Here is an 18,034-nt window from a genome sequence, read left to right as displayed (position 1 = left end):
GAAATATTAGCGTTTCACAGCGATTTAAACCAGTATTACACTACACATATGTCATATAGATATAGTTATAATAAAAATGAATAAACAACACGCTAAACCATCAAAAATCACCCTATTTTGGTTCGCTTGCTTAAGCATGCTGGGCTTTTTAGCCACAGATATGTATTTACCTGCGTTTGAAACGATTCGTGCCGACTTTGCTACAACCCAATCTCTAATCGGCCTTTCGCTAAGTATCTTCTTACTTGGTATGGCATTAGGCCAACTGGTTTACGGCCCACTGTCTGATCGTATTGGACGTATTAAAGTACTACTTGGCGGTATTGCGCTATTTAGCCTTGGCTCTTTAGCCTCTGCTTTTGCGTCAAACATTGAAGTGTTCTTATTAGCACGTTTCGCTCAAGCATTGGGTGCATGTAGCGCAACGGTTATTTGGCAGGCAGTGGTTGTTGACCGTTACGAGGGTAAAACTTCTGAGCGTGTATTCGCAACCATTATGCCGCTTGTCGCGTTATCTCCAGCATTAGCACCATTATTAGGCGCACTGCTTGAACATCACGTAGGCTGGCGCAGCATCTTTATTGCATTAGTCGGTTTTGGTGCTGTTTTAGCAATGCTAACGCTTAAAGAAAAAGAAAGTGCTGCATTAGATAAAGAGCAAGAAAGCGTAACGGTTCAACTACGTAAAGACTATAGCCAAATCCTACGCTCTAAAAAGTTCTGGGGTAACATGGTTATTTTCGCAGCATGTTCTGCGGCATTCTTTGCTTACTTAACAGGTTCGCCATTTGTTATGTCTGCAATGGGTTACTCAGGTGCAGATATTGGCCTAAGCTACGCACCACAAACTGTGGCATTTATTGTCGGTGGTTACGGTTGTCGTACTTTATTAAACCGTTACTCAGGTAAGCAACTTCTACCGTGGATTTTAGCGCTATTCTTTGCAAGCGTAGCAGTAATGTTCGTTATCTCTACGACAACAACAGTAACAACAATCTGGCCTATCTTAATCCCATTCTGCTTCCTAGCTGTTGCGAATGGTGCGATTTACCCGATTGTTATTAGCTCTGCACTGTCTGACTTTAAAAACTGTAGCGCAACCGCTGCTGGCCTGCTTAACTTTATGCAGACTATGGTGTGTTTTGCAGCAAGTGGTTTAGTTTCAGCGTTTGCTGCACACGGTCTGTTAACAGTAACAACTGGCATGTTCATTACTGGCTTTATTGCAATCGTTGGTTTTGTCCTAGTCGTTCAAGCTCGTAAAGATGAGCAAGATGTTGAACTACAAACTGCGTAATATGCTTTAACCCATCTACATACTGGGTTAACACAAGGGGGAGCTGATAATTCAGCTCCTCCTTTTTTGTTTCCAGTCTATTCAACGTGCTCGTCCACCTCAGCTAGACATGAAGCCACTCGCAAAATACAGAGCTTGAAATGAAATATCAGAATAAAAGCGTCGACAAAGGAAGATTTTAACTAGCCAATAATTGCTTGGTATTAGATTTAACATTAGTAATTGGTATTAGATTTAACATTAGTAAAGTGATGTGACATTCATTCAAGCGTCAATCTATTGAGCAACTAAGGTATTTCCAATGCTAGATACGTACCTCTCTTACATCAAAATATTAACGAAAGACTTTGCGAAATATTTTCTCGCTACGGTGTTAGTACTCAGCATAAAAGGTGAATTGTTCAACATCGGCTTGCGAGTTTGGTCAGACAACGAGATGTCATTTTATGAAGATGGTTTGTGGCAAATCACTTTGATCTTATCATTCTTGATTACTTGTTGTGTGATGATAAATAAATATGCACCTGAGTAGTTGCTCTATAATGCGATTTCTTAATCAAATACAGCATTAGATAAAGAGCAAAAAAGCGTAACGCTCACTACGTAAAGAATGGAGCCAAATCCTACGCTATAAAAATTCTGGGTAACATGGTAATTTTTCAGCGTGTTCTGAAGCATTCCTTGGTAGCTTATTTAACAGGCATGTTCATTACAATGGTTAAACCCTAAAGCTTGGATTGCATGTGTTGCTGGTGTGTCAATGTTTTCAGAAGCCAATAACAATCACATCTTTTTAAGTTTTGTATTTATTTACTTTATCGTTTGTTATCTATCATTATTTTCTTGGTCTCTCTTAGGCAGCAAGGTCACTCTCTTCCTTAATAACGAACTGAGACTAAAAGTATTCAATCTTTTTATGGGCTGTTTATTAATTCTCACCGCTTGTTATTTACTCTATACACAATTTAGTTAATGAATAAATCCACTTAATAGGGAGCTAATCATTAGCCCCTATTTTCATACCTCACATCTCGCTTTCAAATCACCTTAATTAATACCAAAAAATTAAACTTTATATTAATCAATTACGTATTAGCTTTAATGTGTAAATGGAGAGTAATTGATGACAAGCAGACAAGAGTCACTATCACGTATCATCGAGATGGCTTGGGAAGATAGAACCCCGTTTGAAGCGATTGCAATACAATATGGTCTGGATGAACAAGGTGTGATCAAGCTAATGCGCCAACACCTTAAGCCAAGTAGCTTTAAACTATGGCGACAGCGCGTATCAGGAAGAAAAACCAAACACTTAAAATTGTGCTCACCATATGTCAGTCGTGGTTACTGTCCGACACAATACAAACAGCGTTAAACACGTTTTATAGGGTTATTAATGCGCCCTATTCTTACAGCACTTACCATTAATTTAATATACAGTTAAACGTGAATCTCTTCCTTTCAGCTCTTTAAACTTACCAACTTGACTAACCTTCATACTAAAAAGGTTTATTTCCTAACGTTCTAATTTTACCTCGATACTTTCCTTTTACTGTGTAGAAAAATTTTTTCTTCACCAGCAACCTACTTTAACGTAGTAAATAATATCTATGTCGCATTATTAATTGTGATAATAAATATCAACTATTTTTATATCCTTACTAAGAAATACTTTTACTACAGCTAAAATTAGAGAATTAGCAAGGTAAGTTTAATTATTTCAATATTCATCTATATAATTCAATATTTAAGTAAAAACTCTATTATTTAAATTCAAAAGTAAAATAGTGCTAACATATAGGCTTAATATAACTTTCTCCAATTTTGAACATTAATTATTCATAAAAAACATATCATCCAAGCCATTGACTAGAATGAAAAATTACATTTTATTCATCTTTTTATTTTCCTTAGTAAAAAAAATTATTGACTGAAATAAGTATTCTTTTTATAAGTGCAATTGATAAGCGATATCATTTTCGCTTGTTAATTATTTTATCTATTAGTAATTGGTTGGAGAAATAAATAATGGCAAATACTATTGCCTTATTAGGTAACCCTAACTGTGGTAAAACGACTCTGTTTAATGCCTTAACTGGCGCAAGACAACGCACAGGCAACTGGGCTGGAGTTACTGTAGATAAAAAAGAAGGAAACTACTCTTACCATAATAAGAATATAAATATTGTAGATTTGCCTGGTATTTATTCTATGTCTTCATCCGATGAACAAGGTTCACTCGATGAGCGCATCGCTTGTGAATATATTCTTTCTGATGAGGCTGATCTTGTCGTTAATATTGTCGACGCGGCCAATATTGAGCGAAATTTATATTTAACATTACAACTGCTTGAAATGAAAATTCCATGCATTGTTGTACTTAACATGTTAGATATTGCTAAACAAAAAAATATAAATATCGATGCGGAAAAGTTAGAATCTGAACTTGGTTGCCCTGTTGTTTCATTAGTTGCAAATAAATCTAAAGGACTCGATGATTTAAAAGGCTCGATTGAAAAACATTTACAAACAAAATCACTGCCTCGTCTATTTACTCAATTTCCTATTGAATTAGACCAAACCATTTCTCAGCTTTCTGACGTATTCGATGATCAAATAATTGTTAATAATAGAAAGAAATGGCTTGCTATACGCTTACTTGAATCAGATTCATCAGCCCAAAAATATATAAACGGTACAGATATCGCCTCTTTTGTCTCTCAATTACAAGCCGATTTTTCAAACACACATAATGAAAATATTGACTTATTAATTGCTGATGCGCGCTACCAAACTGTCGCCGAGATCATTCATCATTGCATCTCAAGTTACCATGCAGGACAGCATAATCTGACTCAATGGATCGATAAGATTGTACTTAACCGTTATCTGGGGATCCCGATTTTCCTCATCGTGATGTATTTAATGTTTTGGCTATCAATAAATATTGGTGGAGGGCTTCAACCTATTTTTGATGAAGGCTCTGCAGCAATATTCATTAATGGCACCGCATGGTTATGTTCATCACTCGGTTTTCCTAGTTGGCTAACTGCAATTTTATCACAAGGGCTGGGTGGCGGTATAAATACCGTTATGCCCTTTATTCCTCAAATTGGTTTGATGTTCCTTTATCTATCAATATTAGAAGATAGTGGTTATATGGCGCGAGCAGCGTTTGTTATTGATCGCTTTATGTCTACGATTGGATTACCAGGAAAATCCTTTGTTCCGCTTATTGTAGGGTTTGGTTGCAACATACCTTCCATTATGGCGTCACGTACCCTCGATACACCAAGAGATCGTATCTTAACGTCTATGATGACACCCTTTATGTCTTGTGGCGCAAGGTTAGCAATTTTCGGCGTTTTCTCAGCAGCTTTCTTCCATGGTATGGGAAGCTTTGTCGTCTTTTCTCTCTACTTGCTTGGTATTTTTGTCGCCGTTATTACTGGTTTTGTGCTGAAGAAAACCTTATTAACGGGTGAAGCATCACCTTACATAATGGAATTACCAACCTACCACCTCCCAAGCGCTAAAACGACGCTTATCCATAGCTGGAGTCGCTTACGTGGATTTTTAGTCAAAGCGTGTAAGATCATCATTCCGATTTGTGTGCTAGTAATGGCGTTGAATAGTGTCAATTTTAAAGGACAAGTTATTGAAAGTAATAACCAACAGAATTCAGCCCTATCAGAGATTGGTCGTTGGGTAACACCTGTATTGTCTCCCCTTGGCGTTAATGAGAAAAATTGGCCAGCCAGTGTGGGATTATTAACAGGATTTTTAGCAAAAGAAGTGGTTGTCGGCACTTTAAATACCCTATACACCGCAGAGTTAAGTAACAATCAAGCTGCAGATGATGGGCAATCTTTCCACCTACTGCCTGAGTTAAAAGTGGCATGGCAAGATACTATTGATGGTGTTGCCAATAGTTTTTCTTTATCAACACTTAAAAATCCGATAAAAGCCAGTGAGGCTGACGGCTCAATGGGAACAACCGCAATGGGGCAAATGCACCAAGAATTTGGTTCAATGGCGGGTGCCTATGCATACTTAATCTTTGTTTTACTTTACGTGCCTTGCGTCTCTACTATTGGTGTTATCGCCAAAGAAATTGGTCGAAATTGGGCTTGGTTATCGACAGCATGGGGAGTGGTTGTCGCCTACGCGCTTTCAATCGCCTTCTATCAAACCGCGACTTTCAAAGCACATCCATTAGAAAGTCTGCTGTGGTTATTTTTTGCTTTGAGTATCGTCACTGTATTTATTATAGGGATTAAGCGCTTATGCAATAAAGTCGATTGGCAAATGTCGATACCAGACACACCTGCGACACATAACTGCGGAGGATGCCATTAATGATATCGCTAATTACAGTAAGAAATACGGTACGTGATGCAAAAATCATTTCCTTTAGCCAGCTTACAAAGCATTTGAAGTGTGAGCCAAAATGGTTAAGTGCATTATTAGATGAATTAATTTTACGTGGAAAAGTTGAGAAATGTGATTCATCGCCTTCTTTAGCTTGCGGGAAACATTGCCAAAATTGCCAAACGCAGACAACAGATCCTGTCTACAAATGGTGTGAAAATAAAATCGCTATTTCGCTATGCTAATAGCTAAAGCATAATGAAAAAAGACCAACATATGCGTGGTCTTTTTTTATGTCTTATCAACACCTTGCGTCTTAGGTAGAGCCTACATTCTCGAAACATCTTTGATTCACTTTAGCGCTTTTTTTTGCTAGATCAAACCATTGCAATGCTTTTTGCCTTTGTGATTCGCCATACAATTGAACGAATTTTTCGTCATGTAATCTTTAGAAGAGCTAAGAGCAGTAATATACCCTTCAACATACGATAAGGTTAAAGGTTGTTTGCAAAACAATAATGCAGTGATGTCATTCTTGAACTTTGCGGAATGATCGCCGTATTCATATAGGCCTACCTAATGATAATTGAAAATAGGATCAATCTTTGTATTGAATTTCTTTCATTTCCATCAGCGATTTTACGTCAGCACTGTACTCTGCAGTCGGTCTTATCAGTAACCGAGGAATACCTATTGGCTCACCGGACTCTAAGCAATAACCGTAGCTACCTAAACGAATTCGCTCTAACGCCAATTTGATTTTGGGCAAAAGTTTTTGTTCTCGTTCAACAATTCTTAAAGTAATGCCTGATTGCTCTTCTAACGTTGCGCGATCACTGACATCACTTAAATCACTCGCATCTGCCGTGTGCCCCATTTCCTCTCTCGCAGATTGAATGTGATGAGATGTCGACTCATAGAGAGCAATCAATCTTTGTTTAAAAAACGCCAATTGATAATCATTCATGTAATTATCTTCAGGCTCTTGCAATATTTGTTCTTCAGTTAGCATTCTAATTTCAGTGTTGTTCATGTTATTTCACTCATGTTATTAACAATCAAACAATCTAAAAGCTTGCCTTCCAATTCATCATCTAATGTATCTGCGATAATTTCGACACGGCTTTCAGCGCACTCATCAAGCTCAACCTGTGTGATTCCATCTGCCGTTTTGTTATAACCAAAGATCCCATCAGAAGTAATAAACACGGCCTTCATTCGCTCAACATTCAATGTTTGAAAGAGCTGATGTAATGATTGACGATCAAAGACTTTTTCAGATGCAAAACGCCAGCCAATACTTTTGAAACCTTCACCTTGGTTAGTAGCTTTTATCATGCCACTTTCAGGTATCAGCTCTTCTGATAGTGCTTCTTCAGATACACTTCTCTGCCTATCACGATGAAGATAAGACGTCGGTAATACTTCTATACGGGTCTCACCATCAAACTCATTAAATGGGATCACACCATGTTTAGCAAAAATCACTTTGGTTTTTAGGCTCGCAACTTGCGCGACAAAAGCTTTCAACTTTTCTTTATCTGCTGCTTGATAAAGATCGGTCTTGTTTCCTACCACCGTATCGGCAATTGCAATCTGTTGCCTAAAGGTATCATGTGAGGTATAGCGAGGATCGGATAACTTCCTTGCATCCACTAATGTGATATTTTTCTGTAACGATAAGACATCGCGATAGTATTCAGTAGAGAGCACTTGCATCACTTCTTTAGGATGACCAAGCCCTGTGGGTTCGATGATCAAACGATCCGGTTTTGCTTCTGAAAGTAGTTGATTAAGCGCAATTTGCATTGGTAATCCAGCGGTACAGCACATACAGCCACCAGGTACTTCGCGGATAAATATTTGTTGCTCGTTACCGCCTTGACCTTGCAGTAAACTACCATCGACACCAATTTCACCAAATTCATTCACCAGCACAGCCCAACGCTCGTTATCAGGTTTACTTTTCATTAAGTGAAGAATGGCTGAAGTTTTCCCGACGCCAAGAAACCCAGTAATAATGTTGGTTGGTACGCCTAAAATTGGCGATGATATCTTAAAGCTCATTAGCAATCCTCCTGTATCCCTGAACCAGTTCGTGGTTAGCAGATACAACCGATTCAGAAAAAGCGGAATATTCAGGTGGGACTTTCGAAATACTATTTAAGTCAAAACCTGTACCAATATTCGTCATTGGCGGGACATGAAAATTTTCAGGCAGATCTAATCCATCGACAACGCAGTTATGACGGATCACACACCCTTCACCAATAACGGCATTAAATACCACAGAGTTGAAACCAATAAACACATCATCACTCACCTCACACGGCCCATGAATAATTGAGCGGTGAGCAATAGAAGAACGCTCACCAATAGTGACTGCAGCCCCCGCTTTTGAGTGAATAACCACACCATCTTGAATATTGGTATCGCGTTTGATCACAATTGCATCCATTTCGCCCTGCTCATTTACTTCATCAGCACGTATTACGGCATAAGGCCCAATGAAAACGTTATCTTCTACAATCACTTTGCCACAAATAATCGCAGTAGGATCAATAAACGCAGTTTCAGATATTGTTGGCATATGCCCTGTAGGGTTTCTTCTTAGCATCTCTTTTTCTCTTCACTATTCGCGCAATCACTCGCAACTTTTAATTCCCCCCTTACAGCAAAGTCGTACAGGGAATAGTTCAGTCACTACTCACGCAGTAAATCAAACATTAATGAAACGTTATAACATAACAATAATGGGTTATCTAGATGCTACTCGTACGTAAATATCAATGGTGTTTATTCTAACTGAGCTTATTGTAAAACAATTGATCAACACCGCCACGATGTCGCTTTCAACACATCGTTTTACTCTCTTTAATACATCTCAGTAAATCCCGTTCTTTCTCTTACTATATTCTCATTTTCGCCCCCCATAATCACACAACCACAATCTGAATAATTATCCAAGTGGGGGTCTTCTTAAAAAACACACCATTTAGTCAATTGTTAACATGCTATTACATCAATTTTCGCCAGCTACATTTAAACGTTAACCCTTGGTTTTAATTAGAATATAAAACCAACAAAAGACTAAGAATTAAACAATAAATTAACAAATTAAATTATTTTCAATTTTTTATTGCATAGAATTCCAACTTAAGTAATATAAACCACAAGTGAGAACAAATGCAGAATAAGCGCATGGGCATTCAAGTAAAAAACATTAATAAATTCTATGGTAAGCATCAGGTTTTACACGATGTAACCTTCGAATGTAATAAAGGTGAAACGCTGGTTTTACTTGGCCCAAGCGGTGCAGGTAAAAGCTCTTTACTACGGGTATTAAACCTATTGGAAGATGCTTCTGCTGGCGAGCTGAGTATTGCAGAAAATTATTTTGATTTTAAAAAAACAATCGTTGAAAAAGATGGTTTAAAACTGCGTCGTAAAGTTGGCATGGTATTCCAACAATACAATTTGTGGCCCCACAAAACTGTGTTGGAAAATTTAATAGAAGCACCAGTAAAAGTGCTCGGTATCGATAAAGCTCAAGCGAAAAAAGAAGCGTTAGAGCATTTATCAAAATTACAGTTAGCAGATAAAGCCGATGCATGGCCTTTGCAACTGTCTGGCGGCCAACAACAGCGTGTTGCAATTGCACGTGCGTTGATGATGAAGCCTGAAGTGTTGTTATTTGATGAGCCTACTGCGGCGCTTGATCCTGAGATCACAAGCCAAATTGTACAAATCATCAAAACATTAAGCGGCACAGGCATTACCCAAGTTGTGGTTACCCACGAAGTGGATTTTGCAAAAAAAATCGCCAGTCATGTGCTTTACATGGAAAACGGCAAAATTATTGAACACGGCAGTAACGAGGCGTTTAGTCACCCTAAAACCTCACAATTTGCTGACTACTTAAAACATTAACGAATTATATCCCCCTCTATATTCGTTCGTAATAGACGCATGGAGTATCGCGATGAACAAAATTTTATTAGCTAGCATTATCGGTCTGGTTTCTTCTCAAGCTATGGCGCAAGACATTAAGTTTGCGATGGAAGCAACCTATGCCCCTTTTGAGTACATGGATGAGAATAATCAAATCCAAGGCTTTGACGTTGATATTGCTAAGGCCCTATGTAAAGAGATGGATGCTACCTGTACTTTTCATAACCAATCTTTCGATAGCTTAATTCCAGCTCTTAAATTCAAACGATACGATGCAGCTATTTCAGCAATGGACATTACTGAAGCGCGTCAACAGCAAGTCAGCTTTACTCAACCTTATTACGATAACGCTGCTGGCTTTATTTCAATCAAAGGTAAAGTTGCTGATGTTGCCGCCCTTAATGGTAAGCGTGTTGGGGTACAAAATGGTTCGACTCACCAGAGCTATTTAACCGATCAAATGTCAGGTGTAACTGCGGTTCCTTACACCAGTTACCAAGATGCCTTTATTGATATGAAAAATGGCCGTATTGATTCGGTATTTGGTGATACTGCTGTTATCGCTGAATGGTTGAAAAAAGACGATAACCTTGCGTATGTAGGTAAGCCTGTGACAAACCCTAAATACTTCGGTAACGGTTTTGGTATCGCAGTAAACAAAGGCAACCAAGAATTGGTTACACAGTTGAATACGGCACTCGCTAAAATTAAGCAAGATGGCCAGTATCAAGTTATTTTTGATAAGTACTTTGGTAAGTAAATTATGATGTTATCGGGATATTCTCTTTCCCTGTTAGAAGCTAGCTGGATGACAGTCCAGCTCGCTTTTACCAGTTTAGCGGTTGGATTGGTGCTGGCTATGTTGTTTGCTGGCGGTGAGATGTCTCGATTTCGCTTCGTGGCATGGCCAACGACAGCCTTAGTGACAGTATTACGAGGCTTACCTGAACTACTGATTGTTTTATTCATCTTTTTTGGTTCAGGTCAGATTTTATTTTACATCACGGGTGATTATATCGAGATCAGCCCTTTTCTTTCAGGTGTTATTGCGCTTTCACTGATTTTTGCCTCTTATGCGGCGCAAACTATCCGTGGTGCCATTAAAGCTGTGCCTAAAGGACAAAGAGAAGCAGCCAGTGCGCTTGGGATCAGCAAAGCAAGAACATTTGTCGCTATTATTATTCCCCAAGCGATCCGTCATGCATTACCAGGGTTAACTAACCAATGGTTGGTGTTATTAAAAGATACCGCCTTAGTATCGCTCATCGGTGTGACGGATCTTCTAAAACAAGCACAGTTAAGCTCTGCAGCAACGCATGAAAGTTTTACTTGGTATGCAACAGCTGCGGCAGTGTATTTAGTGATCACTCTAATTACACAACAAATTATTAAACGGATTGATGCGAAATATAGCGCTCAAGAAGGTTCAAGCAACGACAAAAAAACGGTTGTTGAAGGAGCTATGGCATGAATGAACAACACTTCTGGCAATTAATGGATGGCCTTGCCACCAGCTTACAATTGACCGTTGCATCGTTAGTAGTTGGCTGTACTCTCGCTCTCTTAATGACGATGACATTGATTTTAAGAACCCCTGTTTTGCATTGGTTAAGCCGTGGCATCATTACCCTATTTACGGGTACACCTTTGTTAGTTCAAATCTTTTTGATTTACTACGGACCGGGGCAATTTGAAGGTATTCGTGAAAGCTTTGTATGGCAATGGCTCAGCCAACCGTGGTTCTGTGCGATGTTGGCACTAGCATTAAATACTGCCGCTTACAGTACTCAACTGTTTAAAGGGGCGTTTGATGCAATTCCTAAAGGTCAATGGCAAGCATGTCGTGCGTTAGGCATGGAGACCAAAACGACATTACATACCTTGTTACCTTTTGCCATTCGTCGTTCTGTACCGGCTTACTCTAATGAAGTAATTTTAGTGTTTAAAGGTACATCGCTTGCCAGCACTATTACTATTATGGATATCATGGGTTACGCTCAACGTATTAATGCCCAAACCTACGATACGTTAACTGTGTTTGCCATTGCTGGTGCTATGTATCTTACCGTTAATGCCCTGCTTTCTATTGCGTTTAGACTAATAGAGAAAAAAGCCTTGGCGTTTGAAGTGGCGAATTAAATTTCATCTTTCACCGATTAAAAAGCCGATAATACACTTATCGGCTTTTTTTATTTTTAAAGGTTAAGCTGAAGCAAATATTTTATTTCTCAATGTTTGTTGCTCTTCTTTTCTATTTGGCACAGTGTCTTTTACTTTTAAGAAAATACAAGGTATACCCATCGCAGCCATAAACCAGAACATATTTATTTCAGAATGATGCATTAACCATCCGCAAAATACAGATACAAGCGCTAATACAAAACCTGCAGGAATGGCATGGTATAATGACTGTAAAGAAACATAATTATGTTTTCGATTTTCTTCCACATAACGAACCGAAGATAAAATCGTACCAGAGAACGTAATACCATGTAGAATCTGACAGAATATAAGCACATATATATCATTTGTCGCTGCGGTTAATCCCCAACGCACCACAACAGCAATTGCAGCAAGTCTAAATAATGTTGATACTTTCCAATTAGCGAACGCTTTACGACTAATTAAGTAAAAAACGATCACAGAAATTGTCGATAGGCTCCATAAATAACCAATCGTATCAGAGTTTAGCCCCTGTTCTTTCCAGTAGACGGTACTGAAGAAATAATAACCACCATGGCTTCCCTCTAACAAAGAAGCGACCAATAAAAATAATAGTGTCTCTTTACAACATAAGACTTTGAAAATATTCTTTCTTTTTTGCTCATCATGGTGGCATACCATAGGTACTGCTGGCTTCATTAGCGTACCTAGTAATGTTGCACCCAAGCCAATAGCTCCCATGATTGGTACAGAACTGACACCAAAGTTCTGAACAACCCATCCCATACAAGCTGACGCAACCGTTAATGCAACCGCTCCCCATAAGCGAGTGTAGCCATAATCGAGTCGATCATCTCGAGCATAGTGATTTGATATCGCATCCGAAATCGCTACCGCAGGACCAATTGCTAAATTAAATAACACGAGTAATAATGCAAGTACCCAAAATGTTGGCGTAATCGTACCTATCCAGATAAACGCAATAAAGCCGAGCAAGCTTAAAAACATTGACCAACGAAGGAACGGTATGAGATGCCCAACTTTGTGAAATAAAGGTGTTAATGTAAAGTTGATCACACAGCGAGCGGCAAGTCCAAAACCGATCAGCATCCCGATATCGGCATCTGAAATCCCTAATTTTTCTAACCATAATCCTCTAAAGGGTAAATACACCCCATACGAGAACCAGAACATAAATTGATACGTGGACATCCATACTGATGGTCGACAATTAAGCATTCGTACGATTACTCCTTTCAATGTTTGAGTAACAGTAACGAAAATAGTTATCATTAACAATTTGAAGAAATACCAAAAAATAATTAAAAACAGCCACATTACATGACTGCTTTTAGAATAAACTGAAAAATATTTTGATTTATTCCTTTAATTTCTGATGTTTTCTCAAAACAGATGTTGCGAAAATGTAAAATAATCTATCTTTATAAATGTGCGCCTATATTACGACTTCTATAAATAAGATAAAAAGGGAGATGAGCATGTCTTTAATCCTATCCATTAAGCGGTTTTTGTTTGTGGTTTTAGTTGTAACTCCCCTCGTTTCATCAGCCGATGAAATGACACCGGAACAACAATTTGAGATCGGGAAACAAAAAGCCCTTGTTTGTATGACATGCCATGGTGCCGATGGTATTTCAGCAACGGATACCTATCCCAACTTACAAGGCCAAAAGCAGCAATATTTGGTCGCTGCACTTAAAGCATACAAACAGAATCAACGTGTTGATGGTTTAGCGATATTAATGCAGGGTTATGCTAAAGATTTAAGTGATCAAGATATGAAGGATCTCGCGTATTACTTTAGTAGCGTAAAAACAGATACCAGCCATCAATCACAATAAACGGCATTACTTGCTAAGGTTATGACGATGGATACTCAGTATAATTATAAAATCGTTAAGTACTTTATGATCGCGAGTGTTAGTTGGGCGTTCATAGCTATGTTAATTGGTGTTATTTTAGCTGCGCAACTTTATTGGCCTGCCCTTAACCTCGATTCTGAATACTTTCAATTTGGTCGTCTCCGTCCATTGCATACTAATGGCGTCATTTTTGGCTTTGTCGTCAATCTTTTAATGGGAACGTCCTTTTATATTGTTCAACGCACCTGCAAAACCCCACTGTACAACAACACTGCAGCTTGGTCTGTCTTTTGGGGTTGGCAATTTATCCTTCTTCTTGCCCTTATTACCCTACCATTAGGTTTTACTACCTCAAAAGAGTACGCCGAACTTGAATGGCCAATTGATGTCTTAATTGCTGTTATCTGGGTGATGTACGCCATTGTGTTTTTTATGACAGTCGCCAAACGTACCGTTCATCATATCTTTGTTGCTAACTGGTTTTACGGCGCGTTTATTATTGTTATTGCGATGATTTTTATTGCTAACAATCTCGAATTGCCTGTCACGATGTGGAAATCTTACTCTATTTACTCAGGGGCTGAAGATGCTATCGTGCAATGGTGGTGGGGACATAATGCGGTTGGTTTCTTATTAACCGCTGGCATCATTGGTATGAACTACTATTTCATTCCCAAAATTGCCGAGCGCCCTATTTACTCTTATCGCTTATCTGTTATTCATTTTTGGGGCTTAGTCGGCTTTTATACTTGGGCTGGTACGCACCATCTTATTTATTCTTCTGTGCCAGATTGGTTACAAAATCTCGGCATTGTGATGTCGTTAATTTTATGGCTTCCCTCATGGGGTGGCGCGTTTAATAGCATCATGACCTTGCTCAATAATAAGCAGAAACTTAAGCACGATTACATTATGTGGTTTTTCTTCTCTGCCATTGTTTACTACGCGCTAGCGACTTTTGAAGGGCCATTATTAGCCATTCGTTGGTTTAATATGATTGCACATAATACCGATTGGATCATCGGTCATGTGCATTCAGGAGCCCTAGGTTGGGTTGGCATGTCTGCCATTGCCGTATTTTATTACTTTATTCCTCGTTTATATGGTCACGAGCAATTGTGGTCAAATCGTTTAGTTAAATGGCATTTCTGGTTTGCGCATATTGGGATAGTACTTTATGCCGTTGCACTGTGGATAGCTGGGATCGGACAGGGCTACATGTGGCTAAAAGAAGAGCCTAATGGCTCGCTTAGCTATAGTTTTGTCGAAGCGATGAACTTCAGTGCACCGTGGATGTTAGTTCGCTTTATCGGTGGTACGTTGTTTGTGTTAGGTATAATTCTAATGATTTATAACCTATACAGAACGCTAAAACAGCCAAAGCCTAGATCAGTTAAGCATCAAAATGCGGCAACAGAAAAGGTAGATACTCATGATTAATAAAGATTTTACCTCATCTGTAGTGATCCTTATTGTTGCAACAACTTTGGTTGCTGCCTTTTCATTCTTAGTATGGGTACTTCCTGCTTTTTTTTACCAAGATAAGTTAATTGCACAATCAAGCGCGAAGCCATTAACCGCGTTAGAAGTTGCTGGTCGCGATATATATATCAGTGAAGGTTGCCATACTTGCCATACCATGATGGTTCGTCCATTAAATGCAGAAATTAAACGTTATGGACGATATAGCCGAGAAAGTGACGATATTTATGAGCATCCCAATTTATGGGGTTCAAAACGTACCGGACCTGATCTCACCAATTTAGGTCGAAAATATTCAGATCAATGGCACATCATCCACTTAAGAAATCCCCGCGATGTTGTACCAACGTCGATTATGCCCTCTTATCCTTGGCTGTTTGAGCAAGTACTCGATGGTGAAGACATTGATGCAAAGCTGATTGCGTTACGTACGCTTGGTGTTCCTTACACTGATAAGGAAATTAAACAGGCGCGCTTAGAAGTAAAAGGTAAAACTAAGGCACAGGCATTAATCGCCTATCTACAAAGTCTGGGACAAGATCAAGGAGTACGACCATGAGTACTTTTTGGAGTGGTTGGGTCATTACCCTAACCCTGATTTTTCTCGCAATAATGATCGTTGTTGTTGCCTACTACTGGAAGAAAAACAGTGCCGCCAATGCTAATCGGACCGTCGATAGCTTTGATGGTATTGATGAAAACGATGCCGCCGTACCAAACCTTCTACTCCTTTCTTATCTTCTTGCTTTCATTATTGCTGCCATTTTCTTGGTACTCTACCCAGGCATGGGAAACTGGCAAGGGCTTATGAAGTGGCAATCAAGTAGTGAAGCAGCTTCAACCTCTCCCACCTCGTTAGCCAAACAAATTAGCCAAATATCTAATGGCGATACATCATTTCAAGCTTTAAGTACCTCGCCTGAAATTGTGGTCGCGGGTCGTGCTTTATTTCAAACCCATTGTGCGGCTTGCCATTTAAATCAAGCACAAGGTCAGCTTCATTTCCCTAATTTAAGTGATACCGTTTGGCTTTATGGTGGTAGTGATGAGGCGATCCATCATTCGATTGTTAAAGGTCGTAACGGAGTCATGGCTGGTTGGAACGATATTCTGACTGAAGAAGAAATTGAGAATGTTTCATATTATGTCGCTTCACTTGAAAAAAATCGCATTATCTCAGAGCCAGCGGTCAAGCTTGAACTCGGTAAAACCGTATTTGATGCTAACTGTACGGCTTGTCATGGCAGTAATGCAAAAGGTAATACTGCGATTGGTGCGCCAAACCTAACCGATAATATCTGGCTTCACGATGGCAGCGTTGAAGGTATTATTGCAACGGTAAAATATGGCTTGAACAATCTCATGCCTGCTTTTGAAGAGCAACTCAGCGATAGCGAAATTCAAGCATTAGGGGCTTATATTCGCCACCAAGGAAATAGACAAAACGAGAAACTCGCAGCACTTGATCCGGATATGGTTAGTAAAGGGCAATACCTTGCTTATGCAGGAGATTGTATTGCTTGTCACACTGGTGAAGGTGGCGAACCATTTGGTGGCGGTTTAGGATTTTTAACGCCATTTGGCACGCTTTATTCTACCAATATTTCAGCACATCCAACCTATGGTATTGGGGATTACACCTACGATGAATTTTATGATGCGCTACATAAAGGTAAAGGCAAACATGGCTACCTATATCCAGCTATGCCCTACTCGTCTTATCAATATGTGACAGATGAAGACACCCAAGCACTTTGGGCTTACATGCAATCGCTTAATTTTGTGAATACTCGTAATGAAGAAAACAAGATGATGTTCCCAAGTAATATCCGGTTAGGACTACTTGGGTGGAATATCGCCTTTCTTAATACCGACCCTTTGCAATACCCAGCCGATGCCACTGAACAATGGAAACGGGGTAAATATTTAACCATGGGGTTAGGTCACTGTTCCGAATGTCATACACCACGTAACATTGCACAAGCCTTGATAGAAAAAGAGTTATTCCAAGGCAATTTAATTGATGGCTGGAAGGCTCCGGATATTACGGCAACAGAGTTATACCAAGACCGTTGGGATGTAAAAACATTAACCGAGTTTTTAAAAACGGGTCATTCAGATAAAGGAACCGCATTTGGTGGTATGGCGGAAGTGGTACAAAACAGTACCCGCTTCTTAACAAAGCAAGACGTTGCAGCCATTGCGGAATACTTGATCACTGGTGATAAATATAACGAGTTAGATAGCTCGGTTCCTCAGCTTAACCCACCAGGCTTTGGTGATTTGGTACCTGCCACTGTTGATATTCAAACCGTAGAGCTAAAACCGTTAAGTAGCAACGATCCTGAAAACGAAGCCAAACTATATGGTGTGTATGTGCAAACCTGTGGTGCATGCCATGGTAAAGACGGTAAAGGTAGGAAAGGGATCGCCCCTACGCTGCTTAACAACGGGATAATTATGCACAGTGATCCTTACGATACGATTGCCGTTACCATTCGTGGTTTATCGCCAAACTTCATGGAACAAGACAGTAACTTTATGCCTATGAGTAGCTTTAACTCGGTGCTCAGTGATGCCAACCTTGCGAAATTAATTAGCTTTGTCCGAGATAAGTTAGGTGATAGAACTGTACCTGTTACACCACAAGAAGTAGCAGAGGTAAGAAAAGATTTAATTAAAGGTGGCTATGCTGGGAATATACACGCCATGACAACACCAGAACAAAATCAGCCTAATAGCATAACAGAATGAGCGATTATCTAAATGGAATATATCGCTACTAATTGGTTAACATGCCATCAACAGTAACAATATTTACAATTAATATGCATTTTCTGTCTGCTTTTTATTGCCTAAGCAAAATTAATAGGTATCATCAAATTTC

The 18,034-nt window shown here is 39.2% G+C and carries 17 protein-coding genes; 13 read left to right on the top strand and 4 right to left on the bottom strand.

Going from position 1 to position 18,034, the window contains the following annotated elements; genetic code table 11:
• Positions 1–76 precede the first annotated feature (76 nt).
• From punC to C9J46_RS11770, 5 genes are all read left to right on the top strand, one after another.
• The gene (gene punC, locus C9J46_RS11795; RefSeq protein WP_107287632.1) at positions 77–1,297 is read left to right on the top strand and encodes a purine nucleoside transporter PunC; all 1,221 of its coding nucleotides are present in this window, start codon (positions 77–79) and stop codon (positions 1,295–1,297) included.
• Between the two features lie 301 nt (positions 1,298–1,598).
• The gene (locus C9J46_RS11790; protein ID WP_107246936.1) at positions 1,599–1,829 is read left to right on the top strand and encodes a hypothetical protein; all 231 of its coding nucleotides are present in this window, start codon (positions 1,599–1,601) and stop codon (positions 1,827–1,829) included.
• 591 nt (positions 1,830–2,420) lie between these two features.
• Positions 2,421–2,672 carry a TIGR03643 family protein gene (locus C9J46_RS11780; protein WP_107290938.1) on the top strand — a complete coding sequence of 84 codons (252 nt, stop codon included), beginning with the start codon at positions 2,421–2,423 and terminating at the stop codon, positions 2,670–2,672.
• A 653-nt stretch (positions 2,673–3,325) separates the two neighbouring features.
• On the top strand, positions 3,326–5,656 hold the full coding sequence (gene feoB, locus C9J46_RS11775) for a Fe(2+) transporter permease subunit FeoB (RefSeq protein ID WP_107290937.1): 2,331 nt from the start codon (positions 3,326–3,328) through the stop codon (positions 5,654–5,656).
• Entirely contained in the window at positions 5,656–5,913 is a 258-nt protein-coding gene (locus tag C9J46_RS11770) for a FeoC-like transcriptional regulator (protein WP_107290936.1), read from the top strand. The genes feoB and C9J46_RS11770 overlap by 1 nt, the downstream gene beginning before the upstream one ends.
• Positions 5,914–6,266: 353 nt before the next feature.
• Here C9J46_RS11770 and C9J46_RS11760 read toward each other — a convergent pair whose 3' ends face one another.
• Genes C9J46_RS11760 through C9J46_RS11750 form a run of 3 tightly spaced genes read right to left on the bottom strand, consistent with a single transcriptional unit; the run spans position 6,267 to position 8,285 of the window.
• Complete coding sequence (locus C9J46_RS11760; RefSeq protein ID WP_107206389.1) at positions 6,267–6,701, bottom strand: TraR/DksA C4-type zinc finger protein; 435 nt, start codon at positions 6,699–6,701, stop codon at positions 6,267–6,269.
• Positions 6,698–7,735, bottom strand: coding sequence for a GTP-binding protein (locus tag C9J46_RS11755; RefSeq protein WP_107290935.1), 1,038 nt, complete (start codon positions 7,733–7,735; stop codon positions 6,698–6,700). The genes C9J46_RS11760 and C9J46_RS11755 overlap by 4 nt, the downstream gene beginning before the upstream one ends.
• Positions 7,725–8,285 (bottom strand): carbonate dehydratase, encoded by a 561-nt coding sequence (locus C9J46_RS11750; protein ID WP_107206387.1) that lies wholly within the window; start codon positions 8,283–8,285, stop codon positions 7,725–7,727. Before C9J46_RS11750 ends, C9J46_RS11755 begins: the two co-directional genes overlap by 11 nt.
• A 584-nt stretch (positions 8,286–8,869) precedes the next feature.
• Between C9J46_RS11750 and artP the strand changes: the two genes are divergently transcribed.
• From artP to artM, 4 genes are read left to right on the top strand one after another with little or no spacing between them, the layout of a single operon-like run.
• The gene (gene artP / locus C9J46_RS11745) at positions 8,870–9,598 is read left to right on the top strand and encodes an arginine ABC transporter ATP-binding protein ArtP (protein WP_107290953.1); all 729 of its coding nucleotides are present in this window, start codon (positions 8,870–8,872) and stop codon (positions 9,596–9,598) included.
• Positions 9,599–9,650: 52 nt separating this feature from the next.
• Positions 9,651–10,379 (top strand): arginine ABC transporter substrate-binding protein, encoded by a 729-nt coding sequence (locus tag C9J46_RS11740; protein ID WP_107206386.1) that lies wholly within the window; start codon positions 9,651–9,653, stop codon positions 10,377–10,379.
• A 3-nt stretch (positions 10,380–10,382) separates the two neighbouring features.
• Positions 10,383–11,090, top strand: coding sequence for an arginine ABC transporter permease ArtQ (artQ, locus tag C9J46_RS11735; protein WP_107206385.1), 708 nt, complete (start codon positions 10,383–10,385; stop codon positions 11,088–11,090).
• Positions 11,087–11,758, top strand: a complete 672-nt coding sequence (gene artM, locus C9J46_RS11730) for an arginine ABC transporter permease ArtM (protein WP_107259522.1) — start codon at positions 11,087–11,089, stop codon at positions 11,756–11,758. The genes artQ and artM overlap by 4 nt, the downstream gene beginning before the upstream one ends.
• A 63-nt stretch (positions 11,759–11,821) precedes the next feature.
• Here artM and C9J46_RS11725 read toward each other — a convergent pair whose 3' ends face one another.
• Complete coding sequence (locus tag C9J46_RS11725) at positions 11,822–13,021, bottom strand: 3-phenylpropionate MFS transporter (RefSeq protein WP_107206383.1); 1,200 nt, start codon at positions 13,019–13,021, stop codon at positions 11,822–11,824.
• A gap of 260 nt (positions 13,022–13,281) precedes the next feature.
• On the opposite strand from C9J46_RS11725, the gene C9J46_RS11720 reads away from it, so the two are divergent.
• Genes C9J46_RS11720 through ccoP form a run of 4 tightly spaced genes read left to right on the top strand, consistent with a single transcriptional unit; the run spans position 13,282 to position 17,901 of the window.
• Complete coding sequence (locus C9J46_RS11720) at positions 13,282–13,644, top strand: cytochrome c (RefSeq protein WP_107290934.1); 363 nt, start codon at positions 13,282–13,284, stop codon at positions 13,642–13,644.
• A 27-nt stretch (positions 13,645–13,671) separates the two neighbouring features.
• Positions 13,672–15,105 carry a cytochrome-c oxidase, cbb3-type subunit I gene (gene ccoN / locus C9J46_RS11715; protein ID WP_107259526.1) on the top strand — a complete coding sequence of 478 codons (1,434 nt, stop codon included), beginning with the start codon at positions 13,672–13,674 and terminating at the stop codon, positions 15,103–15,105.
• On the top strand, positions 15,098–15,706 hold the full coding sequence (ccoO, locus tag C9J46_RS11710; RefSeq protein ID WP_107206380.1) for a cytochrome-c oxidase, cbb3-type subunit II: 609 nt from the start codon (positions 15,098–15,100) through the stop codon (positions 15,704–15,706). The genes ccoN and ccoO overlap by 8 nt, the downstream gene beginning before the upstream one ends.
• A complete protein-coding gene (ccoP, locus tag C9J46_RS11705) occupies positions 15,703–17,901 on the top strand; it encodes a cytochrome-c oxidase, cbb3-type subunit III (protein WP_107290933.1) in 2,199 nt (732 codons plus the stop codon). Before ccoO ends, ccoP begins: the two co-directional genes overlap by 4 nt.
• Positions 17,902–18,034 lie beyond the last annotated feature (133 nt).

This window comes from Photobacterium sp. GB-36 (genome assembly GCF_003026135.1).
In the GTDB taxonomy this organism is placed as follows: domain Bacteria; phylum Pseudomonadota; class Gammaproteobacteria; order Enterobacterales; family Vibrionaceae; genus Photobacterium.
The sequence above is the reverse complement of the archived record's forward strand: the minus strand, read 5'-3'. Positions and strand labels throughout refer to the sequence as shown.